Source organism: Dyadobacter subterraneus, from assembly GCF_015221875.1.
Lineage (GTDB): Bacteria > Bacteroidota > Bacteroidia > Cytophagales > Spirosomataceae > Dyadobacter > Dyadobacter subterraneus.
In genome coordinates this window covers 4,994,782-5,011,602 of sequence record NZ_JACYGY010000001.1, presented here as the reverse complement: position 1 = coordinate 5,011,602, position 16,821 = coordinate 4,994,782, and the positions used below count along the sequence as shown (strand labels likewise).

Annotated in this window: 15 protein-coding genes; 10 read left to right on the top strand and 5 right to left on the bottom strand. The window is 39.6% G+C overall.

The window, feature by feature from the left end; translation table 11 throughout:
- Positions 1-12 precede the first annotated feature (12 nt).
- The 3 genes from IEE83_RS20950 (at position 13) to IEE83_RS20940 (ending at position 4,279) form a co-directional block, all read left to right on the top strand.
- Positions 13-795 carry a ThuA domain-containing protein gene (locus IEE83_RS20950; RefSeq protein ID WP_194122456.1) on the top strand — a complete coding sequence of 261 codons (783 nt, stop codon included), beginning with the start codon at positions 13-15 and terminating at the stop codon, positions 793-795.
- A 123-nt stretch (positions 796-918) separates the two neighbouring features.
- Positions 919-3,906 (top strand): glycosyl hydrolase family 28-related protein, encoded by a 2,988-nt coding sequence (locus IEE83_RS20945; RefSeq protein ID WP_194122455.1) that lies wholly within the window; start codon positions 919-921, stop codon positions 3,904-3,906.
- A gap of 82 nt (positions 3,907-3,988) precedes the next feature.
- Complete coding sequence (locus IEE83_RS20940) at positions 3,989-4,279, top strand: hypothetical protein (RefSeq protein WP_228101913.1); 291 nt, start codon at positions 3,989-3,991, stop codon at positions 4,277-4,279.
- Positions 4,280-4,333: 54 nt separating this feature from the next.
- Here IEE83_RS20940 and IEE83_RS20935 read toward each other — a convergent pair whose 3' ends face one another.
- Positions 4,334-4,603, bottom strand: a complete 270-nt coding sequence (locus IEE83_RS20935; protein ID WP_194122454.1) for a hypothetical protein — start codon at positions 4,601-4,603, stop codon at positions 4,334-4,336.
- Between the two features lie 411 nt (positions 4,604-5,014).
- On the opposite strand from IEE83_RS20935, the gene IEE83_RS20930 reads away from it, so the two are divergent.
- On the top strand, positions 5,015-5,509 hold the full coding sequence (locus IEE83_RS20930) for a DUF892 family protein (RefSeq protein ID WP_194122453.1): 495 nt from the start codon (positions 5,015-5,017) through the stop codon (positions 5,507-5,509).
- Positions 5,510-5,545: 36 nt separating this feature from the next.
- Here the strand turns inward: IEE83_RS20930 and IEE83_RS20925 are convergent, their stop codons facing one another.
- The 4 genes from IEE83_RS20925 to IEE83_RS20910 form a co-directional block, all read right to left on the bottom strand.
- Positions 5,546-6,820, bottom strand: coding sequence for a replication-associated recombination protein A (locus tag IEE83_RS20925; RefSeq protein WP_228101912.1), 1,275 nt, complete (start codon positions 6,818-6,820; stop codon positions 5,546-5,548).
- 189 nt (positions 6,821-7,009) lie between these two features.
- Positions 7,010-7,591 (bottom strand): RNA polymerase sigma factor, encoded by a 582-nt coding sequence (locus IEE83_RS20920; RefSeq protein WP_194122452.1) that lies wholly within the window; start codon positions 7,589-7,591, stop codon positions 7,010-7,012.
- A gap of 154 nt (positions 7,592-7,745) precedes the next feature.
- A complete protein-coding gene (gene ade / locus IEE83_RS20915) occupies positions 7,746-9,380 on the bottom strand; it encodes an adenine deaminase (RefSeq protein ID WP_194122451.1) in 1,635 nt (544 codons plus the stop codon).
- A 341-nt stretch (positions 9,381-9,721) separates the two neighbouring features.
- Positions 9,722-10,603, bottom strand: coding sequence for an AraC family transcriptional regulator (locus IEE83_RS20910; protein ID WP_194122450.1), 882 nt, complete (start codon positions 10,601-10,603; stop codon positions 9,722-9,724).
- A 326-nt stretch (positions 10,604-10,929) separates the two neighbouring features.
- Here IEE83_RS20910 and IEE83_RS20905 point away from each other — a divergent pair, with 326 nt between their 5' ends.
- From IEE83_RS20905 to IEE83_RS20880, 6 genes are all read left to right on the top strand, one after another.
- Complete coding sequence (locus tag IEE83_RS20905; RefSeq protein WP_194122449.1) at positions 10,930-12,582, top strand: UxaA family hydrolase; 1,653 nt, start codon at positions 10,930-10,932, stop codon at positions 12,580-12,582.
- 250 nt (positions 12,583-12,832) lie between these two features.
- Complete coding sequence (locus tag IEE83_RS20900) at positions 12,833-13,606, top strand: SDR family NAD(P)-dependent oxidoreductase (protein WP_194122448.1); 774 nt, start codon at positions 12,833-12,835, stop codon at positions 13,604-13,606.
- 137 nt (positions 13,607-13,743) lie between these two features.
- On the top strand, positions 13,744-14,607 hold the full coding sequence (locus IEE83_RS20895; RefSeq protein WP_194122447.1) for a fumarylacetoacetate hydrolase family protein: 864 nt from the start codon (positions 13,744-13,746) through the stop codon (positions 14,605-14,607).
- Positions 14,608-14,674: 67 nt separating this feature from the next.
- A complete protein-coding gene (locus IEE83_RS20890; protein ID WP_194122446.1) occupies positions 14,675-15,502 on the top strand; it encodes an amidohydrolase family protein in 828 nt (275 codons plus the stop codon).
- A 15-nt stretch (positions 15,503-15,517) separates the two neighbouring features.
- A complete protein-coding gene (locus IEE83_RS20885) occupies positions 15,518-15,850 on the top strand; it encodes an L-rhamnose mutarotase (protein WP_194122445.1) in 333 nt (110 codons plus the stop codon).
- A gap of 184 nt (positions 15,851-16,034) precedes the next feature.
- Positions 16,035-16,817, top strand: a complete 783-nt coding sequence (locus tag IEE83_RS20880) for an endonuclease/exonuclease/phosphatase family protein (protein ID WP_228101911.1) — start codon at positions 16,035-16,037, stop codon at positions 16,815-16,817.
- The last annotated feature ends 4 nt before the right edge of the window (positions 16,818-16,821 follow it).

Here is a 16,821-nt window from a genome sequence, read left to right as displayed (position 1 = left end):
ACCGATTTTGCTATGAAAACTTTTTTGAAAATCGGTTTCACGCTTTTCTTTTATATTCTGACTGTATTTTTTAGTCTGAAATCTGTTGCCCAAACAAAACCTGCCGCTTTCAAAGTGCTGGCGATTGCAGAAAACGGCGGTCATCATATTGCTTATTCCAAAGGGGCAAAAATCTGGCTTGATAAGCTGGCAAAAGAAAAGAATTTCAGTATTGATTATATTCAGAATACCGAAAAAATCAATGAGGAATACCTCAGTCATTACCAGCTTTTTATACAGCTGGATTTCCCGCCATATGCCTGGACGCCGACAGCGGCAGCTGCTTTTGAAAAATATATTAATGAAGGAAAAGGTGGCTGGATCGGTTTTCACCACGCCACTTTATTGGGAGAATTTGACGGCTATCCGATGTGGAACTGGTTTCACGATTTTATGGGTGGGATAAGATTTAAAAACTACATTTCCACTTTTGCTTCCGGAAAAGTAAATGTTGAGGACAAGAAACATCCGGTTATGAAGGGCGTTCCTGCTTCTTTTGTTGTCAAAACGGAAGAGTGGTATACTTACGATAAAAGCCCTAGACCAAACGTTCATGTCATTGCCAGTGTGGATGAATCGACTTACATCCCTGATTCGACAAAAGTTAAAATGGGTGATCATCCGGTAGTCTGGACAAACCCGAAAATTGCAGCGAAAAACGTTTACATTTTCATGGGACATTCGCCGGATTTGTTTGAGAATAAAGCATATACCACGCTATTCCAAAATGCTATTTTCTGGGCTGCGAAAAAATAATCAGTAAACTTTAATAAAATTCACCCTTTTGTAATCTGTTTTTATCGACATGAAAACATTTCAAAGGGGTGAATTTTTTTATTGCCCCGAAATTCGGATTTCCTTTAATTCCCTTAGCCAACCATGAAAGATTTTATCGTAATATTGCTATTACTAACATTTCAAGTTACAGGATACAGCCAGTCGGCAGGAAAGACGTTTAAAGCGACGGAAAGCGTTTCTTTTTACAAAATCAAACCGGAAGATCCGGAGGCAGTTTACTTTACAGAAGAGCAATTTAAGATTAAAGCGGACGGAAAAATGGAAGTTTCGGACGCATTGCAGGAAGCAATCAATAGTCTCAAAACGATCCGCAATTCTGGGATCATTTTTATTCCCGAAGGCACTTACCTGATTAGTAAAACCATTTACATTCCTACCGCCATAAAATTGATTGGCTATGGAAATAGGCGTCCCTTATTTGTTTTGGGAAAAAACACACCTGGTTTTCAAAAGGAAAATACTGACGATAAAGGTAAAGCGAACTACATGTTCTGGTTTACGTTTTCCATCAAAAAAGACGGTGAAGCAGTCCATGATGCTGGTGCGAGCACTTTTTATAGTTCTATTTCAAATATTGATTTCAGAATTGAAGACGGAAATCCCTTTGCAGTTGCTTTAAGAACACACTTTGCCCAGCACAGTTTTATTGAACATGTTGATATTCATGTTGGTAACGGGAAAGCTGGCATTTTTGACGCAGGCAATGAAATGGAAGATGTCAGATTTTTCGGTGGAGAATATGGGATTCTCACAACCAAACCATCGCCTGGCTGGCAATTTATGATGGTTGATACCTATTTTGAAGGTCAGCGGAAAGCAGCAATTAAATCAAGGGAAGGCGGCTTGACCATTATTCGGATGACGGTAAAAAATGTGCCGACTGTCATTGAAGTCTTTGAGAACTTTTACGAAAAGCTTTTTATTGAAGATAGCCGTTTTGAAAATATTTCCGGCCCGGCACTGATTATCAGTGATGAAAATAATGCTTATACACAGATCAGTTTACGTAATGTCAGTTGTAGTAAGGTACCGGTTCTGGTCAGTTATCCTCATAGTAAAAATTCGATTTCGGGAGAAGGAAATATATACAGGATCAAGAATTTTAATCATGGTTTACAAATTGCCGATTTAGGTAAAAAGCCTGAATTTGGAACAATCCGGGAATTTGAAACCTTAAAATCACTTCCCGTTCCTGTAAAGAAAGATATTCCGGATTTTCCGGATATGAAAAGCTGGGTCAATCTGAAATCCCTCGGTGCGAAAGGTGATGGAATTACGGATGATACCAAAGCGATTCAGGATGCAATTGATAAAAATCCAAATATTTATGTACCGCAAGGCTGGTACCGGGTTACGGAAACAATCAAATTAAAACCTAATTCAGTTTTAATCGGACTGAGCCCGATTGCTACACAGTTTATTTTGCAGGATAATACCGAGGCTTTTGGAAGCTTCGGCGGACCGAAACCTTTATTGGAATCTTCCGAAGGCGGATTTAATATTTTGACAGGAATCGGCCTTTCAACGGGTGCCCTTAATCCTCGTGCAGTAGGCTGTAAATGGATGGCCAACGCCAATTCTTACGTAAATGATGTGAAATTTTTGGGTGGTCATGGTACAATTGAACGGCCCAATTCGATCTGGAATAAATCGTCTTCTTACAGCGACGAACAATCTGCGTGGGATAGTCAATATTGGAGTTTATGGATAACAAACGGGGGAGGAGGGACTTTTAAGAACATCTGGTCGGCCAGTACTTTTGCTACTTCCGGGGCTTACATTTCCAATACCGCCACACCTGGGAGGGTCTATGCGTTATCCGTTGAGCATCATGTGCGTAATGAAGTACGGTTCAAAAATGTATCAAACTGGAAAGTTTATGCTTTACAGCTTGAAGAAGAAAGTAAGGAAAGTTCAGATTGTCAGCCACTTGAAATTGAAAACTGCGAAAATATGGTTTTTGCCAATCTCTATATGTTTCGTGTAATCAGGGTTAACACGCCGGCTGCGTATTCAGTCAGAAGCTGGGGAAATAAAAACGTCGAATTCCTAAACGTCCATCATTATAGCCAGACAAAATATACCAGCACGATACCTTTGTATGATATCAATTCCGACATTGAGGTAAGGCCGTGGGAATTTAACCGGCTATTGATAAGTGGAAATTTACCAAGACAGAAAGAATCTGTTGACTCAATCGGAAAGATACGCCAGCTTGTAAAAGGCTTTGAATTTGCAGATGGTATTTGTCATGATAGCAAAGGCAACATTTATTTTAGTGAATCGAGAATGCGGCGGATTTATAAGTGGTCGGTTGAGACAAAATCTCTGAGTCTTATTGCAGATTTTCCCTGGGAACCGCTTTCGCTGGCTTGTGATACAAAGGATAATTTATTGGTCGTTTTTAAATACATACCACGTCCGGGTTATTTGATTGCCGGAGAGCCGGAAGTTTTTCCCGTCATGCCGGATGCTGCCGGAACTTCATATAGTGGCTGGGGAAATTCGGGATTTGGTACTCTGGTTTATTCAATGGATCCGAAGAATCCGGAAGAAACAATTCAGTTGTTGAAAAAAATACCGGTTGAAAATATTAAGAATATCCGGAAAACACTTAATCCTTCGAACAGAAGACGGGATTCCGGTGATTTCAATAAAGTAAGTACAAATCATTTTAAAGAAGCTTTTGTTGCACCCGATGGCGTAATAATTATTCCCGTAGTTTATGACCTGGCACGATCTAATTCTTTGGTGGAAGGTTATCCGGGAAAAGAAATTTATGCAACAGATGAATATATTAAGCGGACTGTAAAACTTACGGTTGGTCAGGAAGGCTATTTATCAAATCCACAAATTTTTGCAGAAAGAGGAGAATTTTGTTCGGCAGTTGATCAGGATGGGAATGTGTATATAGCTGACGGCCAGATTTATATTTACAATAAAGAAGGAAAACTGATTGGTGAAATTGAAGTGCCTGAGAGACCGGCAACTTTAACTTTTGGCGGTGAAAATAAAAATACGCTTTTTATCACCGGCCGGAGTGCTTTTTATCAGGTAAAGATTAAATGAAAGTTGGAAAAAAGCGACTAGGGCATGGTTATTTTAAGGAATACATGAAAGATACATCAGTGAATTCTTAAATTGAAATACCATGAAAAAGACATATGATCCGGCAGATGCGTCAACGGAAGAATCTGTTGTAAGTCAGGGACATCAATATCCTGATCCGTTAAGTCCACAGGAAGCACCACCATTAGAACCGAGACCGGAATATCCCGATCCTGAAATTCCACAGGAGACACCGCCTTGGGAAAAAGAGCCAGAAACTCCGCCCGTAACACCAGAGCCGGAATTGCCTCCATATACGCCTGATGCGCCGGAAATCAGTCCCGAACCGTTACCAGGACAAGAACCTGATGAACCGCTGCTAGGTTTTTCATAAAAAAATGGAGTGAGGCGCATAGCCTCACTCCATTTTTTTATGAAAGCAATTAAATCAAAAGACAGGAACCTGCCCTTTAAAAATATGAGGATCTTTCGTTGCTGATGACTGAAATTTCTTTGTAACAAGATTAAGAAACTGGTTATCTCTTGCTTCGGCGGAATCGTACTCCCAAATTCCCACTTTTATCTCATTGGAATAAAAAGTGATCAGATATTTAATTGACCCTTCTTCTTTGGGTTCTTCCTGTGATCTGATAAAATAATCAACGCGGTCAATATTGAAGGCGAAATTCTGGCCTTCCAGATGAAAAAAGTTAGGCATAGCTGTAAACTTTAAAATAAAATCCTAAAACGTGTAAGTACTAAATGCTATACCAAAATTGTTCCTGCCAAATAAACCGGATAGCACGGGTTACCATTTTATCTTAATCAAAACAAATATTTTGATTAGAAGTTACACTAAAGGTACAATGTTTTTTAATGATAATCCGGATTACCACCTTAATCTTATCACTATACTTTAACGTCTATAAAATGGATTATCCGGGTTGTTGGTAATATTCCTTGACTGGAAATAAACAATTTGTAAAGGATGTTTAAAAAAATGATGACTTTTTGTACTATTCTTCGTCAATATAAGTGAACAATATAAACGTCCGACTTCTGTTATGGAATAGTAATTTTTTTGTAGAATTGTAGAATTTATTGGATTGCACATTTTGTCATGTACTTTATGGACAAGAACTTAAAGAAAATAAAATATCAGGAACTGTTTCTATCTGAGCTTAGAAATAGTTATTTTGGTGAAAAGAAACTGGAAGAGTCACTCCGGGAAATGGAAACCAAAGAGAATATGAAAAAGCTAGCCAAAGCACTCAAAAACATTTGGAAGCAAACCGATGCGGATGTAAAAAGTCTGGAAGAGGCTTTTCCAAAACCAAAGGTTGCGGATAAGCGTCATGAAGTTGTTAAAAACCAGGAGATTAAAGTGGAACAAACGGTAACTAAGATTGATAAAGCCGAAACAAAGAAAAAAGTATCTAAACCGGAAAACTTACCTCCGTATCAGATTCTGACTTACGATAATCTTGTCGAACTTGTTGATAATCTTAATACTGAACAAATTACCGAGATTTTAAAATCAGCATCAGGGCCGGAAGCAAACAATCATCAATATCTGACGAGTCTGGCAGAAAAGCTTGTTAAAGAACGGGATTCGAGATCTTAGACGCTCGTTATCAAGCCTTACCACCACAATTGCAATTTAGTACTCATACCAGTCGGGCCACCATTGTTGCAGTTTCCGACGAATTTCCTCCTCGCGGGCATTGTGACCCGGCTCGAAAAACTTCTTTCCTTTAAGATCATCTGGTAAAAAATTCTGTTGGGCAAAATTCCCAGGAAAGTCGTGAGAATATTTATATTCTTTTCCATAACCGATTTGTTTCATCAGTTTGGTCGGAGCATTGCGTAGATGTAGCGGAACTGGCAAATGTGCTGTATTTTTTGCCGCTTCCATAGCATCCGCAATAGCCAGATAACTGGCATTACTTTTCGGTGAAGTAGCGAGATAAATGGCTACTTGTGATAAAATTATTCTACACTCCGGGTATCCGATTACATTCACGGCTTGCATACATGCATTTGCCATAATCATCGCAGTTGGATTTGCGTTTCCAATATCTTCGGATGCCATGATGAGCATTCTTCTGGCAATAAAAGACGGATCTTCTCCGGCCACGATCATTCTTGCCATCCAATATACAGCCGCATTTGGATCGCTGCCGCGTAAAGATTTTATGAAGGCGGAAATAATATCATAATGCTGTTCCCCGGATTTATCGTAACGGGCAATATTTTGCTGCGCCACTTCTGTGACCCATTCATCGGTAATTTCCATTTCTTCCACATCACCTTTTCCAAGAACTACCAGTTCCAAAAGATTCAGCAGTTTTCTACCGTCTCCGCCGGAAAGTCTTAGTAAGGCATCATATGAGGTAAATGTAATTTTCTTCTTTTTCAGCCATTCATCTTTTGTTAAAGCACGATCAATCAAAGCTTTCAGTTCATCTTCTCCAAAAGCTTCAAGAATATAAACCTGGCAGCGGGAAAGTAAAGCTGAATTAATTTCAAAAGACGGATTTTCGGTAGTTGCACCGATGAGTGTTACCTGCCCTTTTTCAACAGCGCCTAGCAGTGCATCCTGCTGATTTTTATTGTAACGATGAATTTCATCAATAAAAAGAATAGGAGGGAAAAGGCCGGACGGTCTGGCCAGAACTTCTCTTAATTCTTTTACACCAGAATTAATCGCGCTGAGATTATAAAATTGTCTTTTTGTAGCGTCTGCAAGCATGAGGGCAAGCGTCGTTTTTCCAACACCCGGAGGTCCCCACAAAATCATGGATGGAATTGTATTCTGTAAAATTGCTCTCCGCAGAGATCCGTTTTTGCCCAGTAATTTTTCTTGTCCGATATAATCATCCAGTATGCGTGGTCTCAATCTTTCAGCAAGCGGTGTGGCAATCGGTGATATCATATTAAGGTTGAAGTTTTTTAGTTTGTTGTTGTATGAAGATAACAAATCTTGTTAATGAAGCATTCAATAAATTAAAATGTGTGTTTTAATTTATTGGTAATCAAATTTTTGTGTTTTTGATTAGGTATAAAAACGAAAAAAGCGTAACAACCGTTACGCTTTTCCCAAACAGAATTTAATATTTTAAGATCAGAAAGTAAGGCGATCCAATGTCATTTGTTTTTTAAGATTTCCCAACGCACCAAAAACCAGGTTATAAACAGACTGGATATTGATTTTCATCAAATCTGCAATTTCATGGTTATTCAGGTTCATGTAAAATTTCAAAAATATAGCTTCACGCTGACGACGTGGAAGTCCGTTGATCGCTACATTTAAGTGTTGGTTTGTTGAATCAAATTCCTCCTCAGAAATCATATGGTTTTCGTGAGACGGTGTGTGAATATGCCAGTATTCTACCGGAATATCTTCGTTGCTCGTATGCTTTTGCTGAGCGTTCAAATGGCGTACCAATTTTCTCTTGATAGACGCCATAAGATAAAACCGAACAGAAGTGGTGTCACCCAATGTTGTCCGGTTTTTCCATAATTCCACAAATAAATCGTGAATGCAATCTTTAATCAGTGGCTTATCAATCGTAAACTGTGAGCAGTACTGATAAAGGATATGAACGTACGAGCGATAAAGGCAGGCATAAGCGTTCTCGTCTCCTTTTCTGAACTGGTCCCAAAAACAAAGTTCTTCTTCTTGTTTGTAGCGTAAGTGAGCCATTGTAAGGTTAGGAATTTAATTGGGGTTAGGAATATTTAATAAGGGTCATTTTTACACTTGTAAATATATTTATAAAAAAACGTATTAAAAAAATATTTTCCAGAAAAAATTACATCCGATAGGTTAATCTTTCTATAATCATCCAATAAGTAACCTATTGTATAGATAAAGGTACAAATTCAAACTTTTCGCCATCAAAAAGTCCGCGGTCACTTAGTTTAATATAAGGAATTACTAATAAAGCCATAAAAGATAAAGTCATGTACGGTGACATCAAAGTTGATTTCAACCTCGTTTTTACAAATTGATCGAGTTGCGTGTAAGAAGCTGCCACTTCATATCCATCCACATCCGACATTAGTCCGGCTATCGGTAAAGCCAGCATATGTTTTTCTCCAAAACCAACTGCTGAAACGCCGCCTTTTGCTTCAACCAATAGATTGACTGCTTCACAAATACTTTGATCATCACAGCCAACTACAATAATGTTGTGAGAATCATGTGCAACCGTTGAGGCAATGGCTCCTTCCTTAATTCCAAAGTTTTTAATAAATGCAACAGCAGGTGCAGTATTCTGATAACGATTCACAACGGCGATTTTCAGAATATCGTTTTCAATGTCCGATAGAATAAATTCGCCGCCGGTTTTATAATTTTTAATTAATAACTGTGTTATCAATTGTCCTTCCAGTGCTTCTATCACCCGGATTTTATCACCGTCCGCAAATGAAACCGGAACTGCAAAATCAGCAGCTTCTTTAACAGTACAGTTGAATTGATTAATATGACTACTGCGCAGATCAGGAAGTAAAGATTTCCCATTTTCCGCAACCAGTTCTCCGTCCAGATAGGTTTGAAGGATATTAAAATCATTCATATTATCAATGATGATAAAATCCGCAGTGTCCTGTACACGAAGTAATCCGACAGGCAAATTATAATGAAGCACCGGATTAAGGCATGCGGCAGAAAGTATACTCCAAATGTCGTGACCGAGCGCCAACGCGCGTTTTACCAATACATTGATATGTCCTTCTACCAGATTGTCAGGATGTTTGTCGTCCGAACAAAACATGATTTTTTCCGGGAATTCTGCCAGTAACGGAATCAGTGCGTCAAAATTCCTCGCAGCACTTCCTTCCCGGATCAGGATTTTTACACCGTAACCAATTTTCTCTTTTGCTTCGTCATAGGTAAAACATTCGTGATCGGTTGTCATGCCGACTTCTGCATATTTTTTTGCTGCTTCACCACGAAGTCCTGGCGCGTGTCCATCAATCGGTTTATTGAAATGTTTCGCCCAGTTAATTTTGGAAATCATATCGGGATCACCGTTTAAAACGCCTGGGAAATTCATAACCTCTGCCAGATAACCGATATCCTCACTCGATAGTAATTTTTTGACATCTTCGGGATCAACAATGGCGCCTGCGGTTTCAAAAATTGTAGCCGGAACACAGGATGGAGCACCGAAACAAAATTTAAAAGGAACACGTTTTCCATCCTCAATCATATATTTCACACCTTCCACACCCATCACATTAGCAATTTCATGCGGATCTGAAACGGTTGCTACGGTTCCGTGGACAACGGAAAGTTTCGCGAATTGCGATGGTGTCAACATGGAGCTTTCTACATGCACGTGCGCATCAACGAAACCTGGCAGGATATAGGGTAATGATAGATTTTCTTTTCCTATTATATGGATGTTGGAAATGAGTTTGTTTTCAATTGTAATCTCAGTTTCCTGAACTGATTTTTCAAATATGTTGATTAGGTTGGCTTTCATTTGCTGGTTTTAGCTGTTAGGCGTTGGGGATATGCTTTGGGGTACAAGGTAGATATTATATTTAAAAGGGAGGTTTTGGGTGGTTTGGATTACTGAATTTCCATTATGGCTTGTTGAAGCTTTTAATACCGGTCGGACGGCAGAAAAAGCCGTCCGACCGGTGGCTCGAACCGGATCTTTAAAACTTGATATTTTTGAAGATAGACTTTCTCAAACAAGATTTTGGCACCGGCGACCCGTCCGACGGTTTTTTCTTCCGTCGGACGGGGGCGTCTAGACGGGTAACAAAAACTATCAAGCTTCGAAAAAATAAATTAATCTCAAAAGACTACAAATAAACCTCACATAAGCACCGGGCTCACCCGATACCCTTTTAGATACTGCAGCGGACTTTTCCCCGTATGGATTTTAAAGTATTTATTGAAATTAGCGAAGTTGTTGAACCCACTTTCAAAGCAGATTTGTGCGACACTCAGTTTCCCATCAATCAATAACTTACAGGCATGACCAATACGTAGTTCAAGCAAAAACTGAGAATAAGTTTTACGGCTTCGACTTTTGAAATACCGGCAAAAAGAATGCGGACTGACACTGGCAACTTCTGCAATTTCTTCGATAGAAATTTTTCGTTGAAAATTATCCAGTGAATATTTATAAATCTGATTAATCCTGTCGGTATCATACTGATCATATTCTTCCTGATAATGACTGTTGGAAAGCAGTTTGATATCCTTGCTTTGCGCCAGCGTTTCCAGGATTTGCAGCAGAGAAATAACTGGATTTCCCTCTTTTTGATCAAGCAGATTTTGTAATAATGACTTTACAAGATGATTTTCCGGACCTGATAACTTCATTCCATATTTTGCCTTATCCAGCAATTCGTTAATGGATTTATTCTCAGGCAGATTTCGGAAAACCTCTCCAAACAATTCAGCCGAAAAATGTAAAACCGTTGCCTGTGCATATAGCTTGGAATCACCCCTGAAATATTTCTCGTCGCAACGCCAGTAATGCGGCAAATTTGATCCAATTAACAGAAGATCTCCGCTTTGAAAATGCTGGATATTATCGCCTACAAACTGAGTTCCCGAGCCTTGTTCAATATGAACAAGTTCCATTTCAGGATGATAATGCCAGCGGTTGTAGAAATATAAAACAACATCTCTTCTGATGCTGAAAGATTGCTGCAAACCTTTGGGGACTTTTAATAATTGCGGTTTCACAGTTATAATGTCATGATTTGTGAACTTATCACTTACTTTATGCCAAAATTATTGAAAAATATGCTATAATAGTGAAACATGACCTTTTAATATTTCTATTCATTTGTATAAAAATTCAATAGAAAATATTGGTATTTTTATTTTGGCTAACTTGATGTACTATTTAGGCCCTTTTGCAGTATATATTAATGTTGGCTGCTTTTGGTAAACCGGGTAAAAGCTCATTATTTCGTCTGCTTATTGTAGTCTGAAATGTTGCTTTGCAAGAAGTTATTCAAATCACCAATCATGAACTTTATTAATATATATTTTCTCTTGAGAGTACTATGGCGTCCAATCTTTTAAAAATTCACCCCTCTGATAATGTTATTGTAGCGTTGAGGGATTTACCAACCGGGGCAGAGGCAGAATGGAACGGGGTAAGTTATCATCTGCCTTATGGTGTTTCTTCCAAACACAAATTTGTAACGGAAGATATAGAAACCGGTGGGGCAATTATCATGTACGGTGTTTTGGTAGGTCGCGCGAAGCAGCCAATCAAACGTGGTGAACCGATCACAACTTTTAATCTAAAACACGATTCTCAGGATTACAGCACTGCAAATCGTCAACCATATTTATATACCCAGCCAGACGTAAGTCGTTGGGAAGGCCGGACTTTCAAAGGTTATCATCGTGCGGACGGTCGCGTAGGAACATACAATTACTGGTTGGTACTTCCTCTTGTTTTTTGTGAAAACAGGAACGTGCTGATCATGAAAGATGCTTTCGAGCGTGAGCTTGGATATGCACAAACAGACATGTATCGCGGACAGGTTGCAGAATTTTTGAAAGCATATCAGTCCGGTGATATGTCGAAAATGCAGAATCTTGGCGGGTTTTCGGAACCAACAAGAGAACAGCAAACTAAAAATCGCCCTTTCCCAAATGTTGATGGAATTAAATTCCTGACCCATGAAGGCGGCTGCGGTGGGACGCGTACGGATGCAAACACGCTTTGTGCACTTTTTGCAGCTTACGCGGTTCATCCAAATGTTGCAGGAATTACGGTTCTTAGTTTAGGTTGTCAAAATTCGGAGTTGCAGACCTTGGAAGACGAAATCAAAAAACGTGACCCGAATTTTAACAAACCGTTTTACGCTTTTGAACACCAAAAAGGAACGGAATATTCACTGGTTTCCGGTGCTATCAAATCTACTTTTTTAGGTTTGACCGAAATGAATAAACAAACACGTGAAGACGCTCCTTTGTCAAAACTTTCTATTGGTTTGAAATGTGGGGGTTCTGATGGTTTTTCGGGAATTTCAGCAAATCCGGTACTTGGGCACCTTTCTGATATTGTAGTTGGTTTAGGCGGACAAACACTTTTGGCAGAATTTCCTGAACTTAATGGTGTCGAGCAGGAATTACTTAACCGTTGTGTAACAGAAGAAAAAGCGGCGAAGTTTGAAAAATTAATGCGCGAATATGCAGGAAAAGCAGAAGCCGTAGGTTCAGCTTTCGCCTTCAATCCTTCACCAGGAAACATCAAGGATGGTTTAATCACGGATGCGATCAAATCTGCCGGAGCTGCGAAAAAAGGTGGAAACGCTTATATTTCTGATGTTTTAAATTATACAGAAAGAGCAACAGTTCCAGGATTGGCGCTGGTATGTACGCCGGGAAATGACGTGGAAGCGACAACAGGACAAACTGCGGCAGGAGCAAATATCATTTTATTTACAACGGGATTGGGAACACCAACAGGAAATCCAATTTGCCCGGTTGCGAAAGTTGCGACGAACACCATTTTGGCAAATCGTATGCCGGATGTAATTGATTTTGACTGCGGGCCAGTAGTGGACGGATCTCAATCACTGGAAGAAAATGCGGATCATTTGCTGGAATATGTGATCAAAGTGGCGAGCGGTGAGCTTACAAAAGCACAGCAATTGGGCCAGGATGATTTTATTCCATGGAAAAGAGGCGTTTCTCTATAAACAGGAACTTCTAATAGCAATAAGAAATTAACCCCAGGATTTATCCTGGGATGTACCAAAATTAACCCAAGAATCGGGATTTATCCCGGAGTGAAGTTTTAATATTAACCCCAGGATTTATCCTGGGGAGTTTGATTGAGCGACAAACTTCCCGGGATTTCTCCCGAAGCGTGAAGTCATATTCGAGTAAAGTTATTCATCAAAAGTCTTTTCAAACAGACTCTTGATCTTATATTAAATTGTAAAATACATGTTTGATTTAACTGGTAAAGTAGCATTGGTAACCGGCGGCGCAAGCGGAATCGGGTTGGCAATATCCAAAACCTTTGCAAAACAGGGCGCACATGTCCATATTCTTGAACTTAATATTGATCTTGCCAATCAGGTTGCAGCTGATATTAAAAGTGAAGGTGGAAGTGCCGAAGCACATGCCATCGATATTTCAAAACAGGCAGATGTAATAAATGTCATTGATGAAATTGCTGAAAAAGCGACCATCAATATTCTGGTAAACAACGCCGGCATTGCTCACGTTGGCAAAGCCGACAATACTGCCGAGACAGATTTTGACCGTGTGATCAATGTGAATGTTAAAGGCGTTTACAATTGTCTTTTCGCTACGATTCCACATTTGAAAAAAGCAGGCGGCGGGGTGATTTTGAATATGGCATCTATCGCAGCAACAGTCGGTATTCCTGACCGTTTTGCTTATTCTACTGCAAAAGGAGCTGTTTTTTCCATGACTTTATCAGTAGCACGTGATTATCTGGCAGATGGAATCCGTTGCAACAGCGTTTCCCCGGCACGTGTTCATACGCCTTTCGTGGATGGTTTTATTTCAAAAAATTATCCTGGACAGGAAGCTGAAATGTTTGAAAAATTGTCAAAAACCCAACCAATCGGACGTATGGCAAAACCGGCTGAAATCGGAGCATTAGCACTTTACCTATGCTCAGACGAAGCCTCATTCATCACAGGCTGCGATTACCTGATCGACGGAGGATTCGAAAAATTAAATAACTAATTTTTATAGGTTTCACAGAGGACCCCAGAGAAAAAAAGAGGTGCACAGAGTTTTTTATTAAAAAAGTTTTGTAAAAAAATTCTGTGGTTCTCCTTTTAAACTCCCTTTTTCTCTGTGTAACAACAAACCAAGTTAATATGAAACTTTTCCGCTTTGGCGCATACGAACAAGAAAAACCTGGTGTAGAATTAACCAACGGCGAGTTGCTGGATGTTTCTGCTTTTGGTGAAGATTATAACGAGAAATTTTTTGCTACTGACGGACTTAACCGCCTGTCAGACTGGCTGACTACAAATTCTGAATCATCGCCCCGCGTTGAAAAAGGTTTTCGCTTTGGATCTTGTATCGCTCGTCCTTCCAAAATAGTTTGTATTGGAATGAATTATGCAAAACACGCATACGAATCCGGTGCAACCGAGCTTCCAAAAGAACCGATTGTATTTTTTAAATCTACTTCTGCTTTGGTTGGTCCAAATGATCAGGTGATCATTCCACGTAATTCTGTGAAAACGGACTGGGAAGTTGAACTTGCCGTGATTATTGGCAAAAAAACAAGCTATGTTGAAGAAGCAGATGCTTTGAATTATGTAGCCGGATATGCGGTTCACAACGATTATTCAGAACGTGAATTTCAATTAGAGCGTGGCGGACAATGGGTTAAAGGAAAAAGTAACGACACATTTGCCCCGATCGGGCCATACTTTGTACCAGCATCGGAAGTGCCAAATGCTAATGATCTTAATCTTTGGTTATCATTAAATGGTAAAAAAATCCAGGACAGCACTACATCAGATATGATTTTTCATGTGCCGTTTTTGGTAAGTTATCTGAGCCAGTTCATGACTTTGCTTCCGGGTGATGTCATTTCTACAGGAACGCCTGCCGGTGTTGGTTTAGGTATGAAACCGCCATTTTATTTGAAACCAGGTGACGTAGTTGAACTTGGAATTGAAGGTTTAGGCGAACAAAGACAAGAAGCAATTGCCTGGAAAGCGTTATAACTCAGAGTTAAGAAAAGAAGTTTTGATCAAAAACTTCTTTTCTTAACCATCATCAAAATATAAAAAAATGGTAATCGATTCGCATCAGCATTTCTGGATTTTTGACGAGCAACGGGATTCCTGGATCACGCCGGAAATGGAGGAAATACGTAAAAACTTCCTTCCTGCGGATTTGGAGCCAGTTTTGAAAGCAAATGGTGTTGATGGCTGTGTGGCTGTTCAGGCGGATCAGTCTAACCAGGAAACTGAGTTTTTGCTTCAACTGGCAGAATCTAATGATTTCGTAAAAGGAGTTGTAGGCTGGATTGATTTGCGGGCTGATCATTTATATGACCGACTTGAAGTTTGTTCGCAGTTTGAAAAATTGAAAGGTTTCCGTCATGTGGTACAAGGCGAACCGGATGGATTTTTGGAACAACCTGATTTTATTAAAGGTGTAAGACAACTTACTGCTTTTAATTTTACCTATGATATTCTGGTTTATCCGACGCAGCTTGAAGCCAGCTATATTTTTGCAAAACAGCTTCCAAATGTTCGTTTCGTGCTGGACCATATTGCCAAACCCTATATCAAAAAAGGAGAAATTGAAGGCTGGGCGAAGGATATTAGAAAGCTTGCAGAGCTGCCAAATGTATCCTGCAAAGTTTCCGGAATGGTAACAGAAGCGGATTGGTACAACTGGAAAAACGAAGATTTTAATCCCTATCTGGATATCATTTTTGAAGCTTTTGGAGCAAATCGCATTCTTTTTGGATCTGATTGGCCGGTTTGTCTGGTTGCTGCGGAGTATGGAGCGATGAAAGATATTCTTTCGACTTATGTAGCCAAGTTGTCAAAAGACGAACAGAAGAAAATCTGGGGAGATAATGCGGTTAAATTTTATTCTCTCGATTAAAGAAATATAATAGTAATGAAAAGATACTGCCTTGCGCTGGATTTGGTAAATGATGCTGAAATGATCGCTGAATATGAAGCGCTTCACAAAGCGATCCGCCCTGAAATTGCAAAGAGCATTCTGGATTCAGGGATTACTCAGATGGAAATTTTCAGAATAGAAAACCGTCTTTTCATGATTATGGAAACCGAAGATGATTTCAGTTTTGAGAAGAAAAGTGCCATGGATTTGGCCAATCCAAAGGTACAGGAGTGGGAGCAGTTTGTCTGGAAATATCAGCAGGCACTCCCATCAGCAAAGGAAGGCGAAAAATGGATGTTGATGGATCAGATATTCGCCCTTGTTTAAGAGATAGTTGAAAAGAAGCATATTTAGCCTGTTGAAAAGTAACTTTTAAAACTAGCAAACCACCAGCAACTCAGCAAAAGTCAGGGAAAACTTCTTAGAAATAATAAGCACAGATTGCAATTTTTAACCTAATGGTTTTAAATTATGGTTTGACCCGAATCCTTTTACTTAGCTATTTGATAGATTGAAAAAGTTAGTACTGATTATCAGCTTGATATGTTTGTCCATCACTTTATTATCCTCCCAGCCTCGTCGGGCGATCGAGATAAAGGTAATGAGTTTCAATGTTCGCCATGGTCTGGATTTGAACGACGAGTCAAATTTGATGGGGGTTTTGAAAATAATAAAAGAAAACTCGCCTCAGTTAGTTGCCTTACAGGCAGTAGATAGTTTAAAAAATAACGGGAAAGTACAGTTTCAGTTGCGGCAGCTGGCCATTCAAACGGGCATGTATTATGCATATGGCGTGGCTGACAGTACGGAAAGTGGTTCTCAGGGTGTCGGGATTTTATCGAAATGGCCTTTTGAAAAAACACAAAAATTCAAATTGCCTATGACAAAAGGTTCTGACGCAAGGGTTTTGCAATGCGGACTTATTCATCCGGCCAAAAAACTGACATTCCGTTTTTGTAATGCACGTCTGGAATATGCCTCTGTTATGGACAGAGCCATGCAGGCTGCTTTTGTGAATCAGATGTTGCAGGGAAGTATTCAACCCGTTGTGATTGGGATGGACATGGGCGCACGGCCAAATGAACAGCCGTATTTTTCTTTCCGTAAAAAATGGCAGGATGCAGCGCGTGGATCGCAAATGGAAACCTGGAATGAAGGACTTCCCGGCGACCGGATGGATTATATTTTTGTATTAATGAATAATAAGGTAAGAGTGAAAAAATATAAGGTGATCAAAAATCATCCCGAAGTTTCGGATCATTACCCAATAATGGCAACCATTGAATTTTGGTAAACAC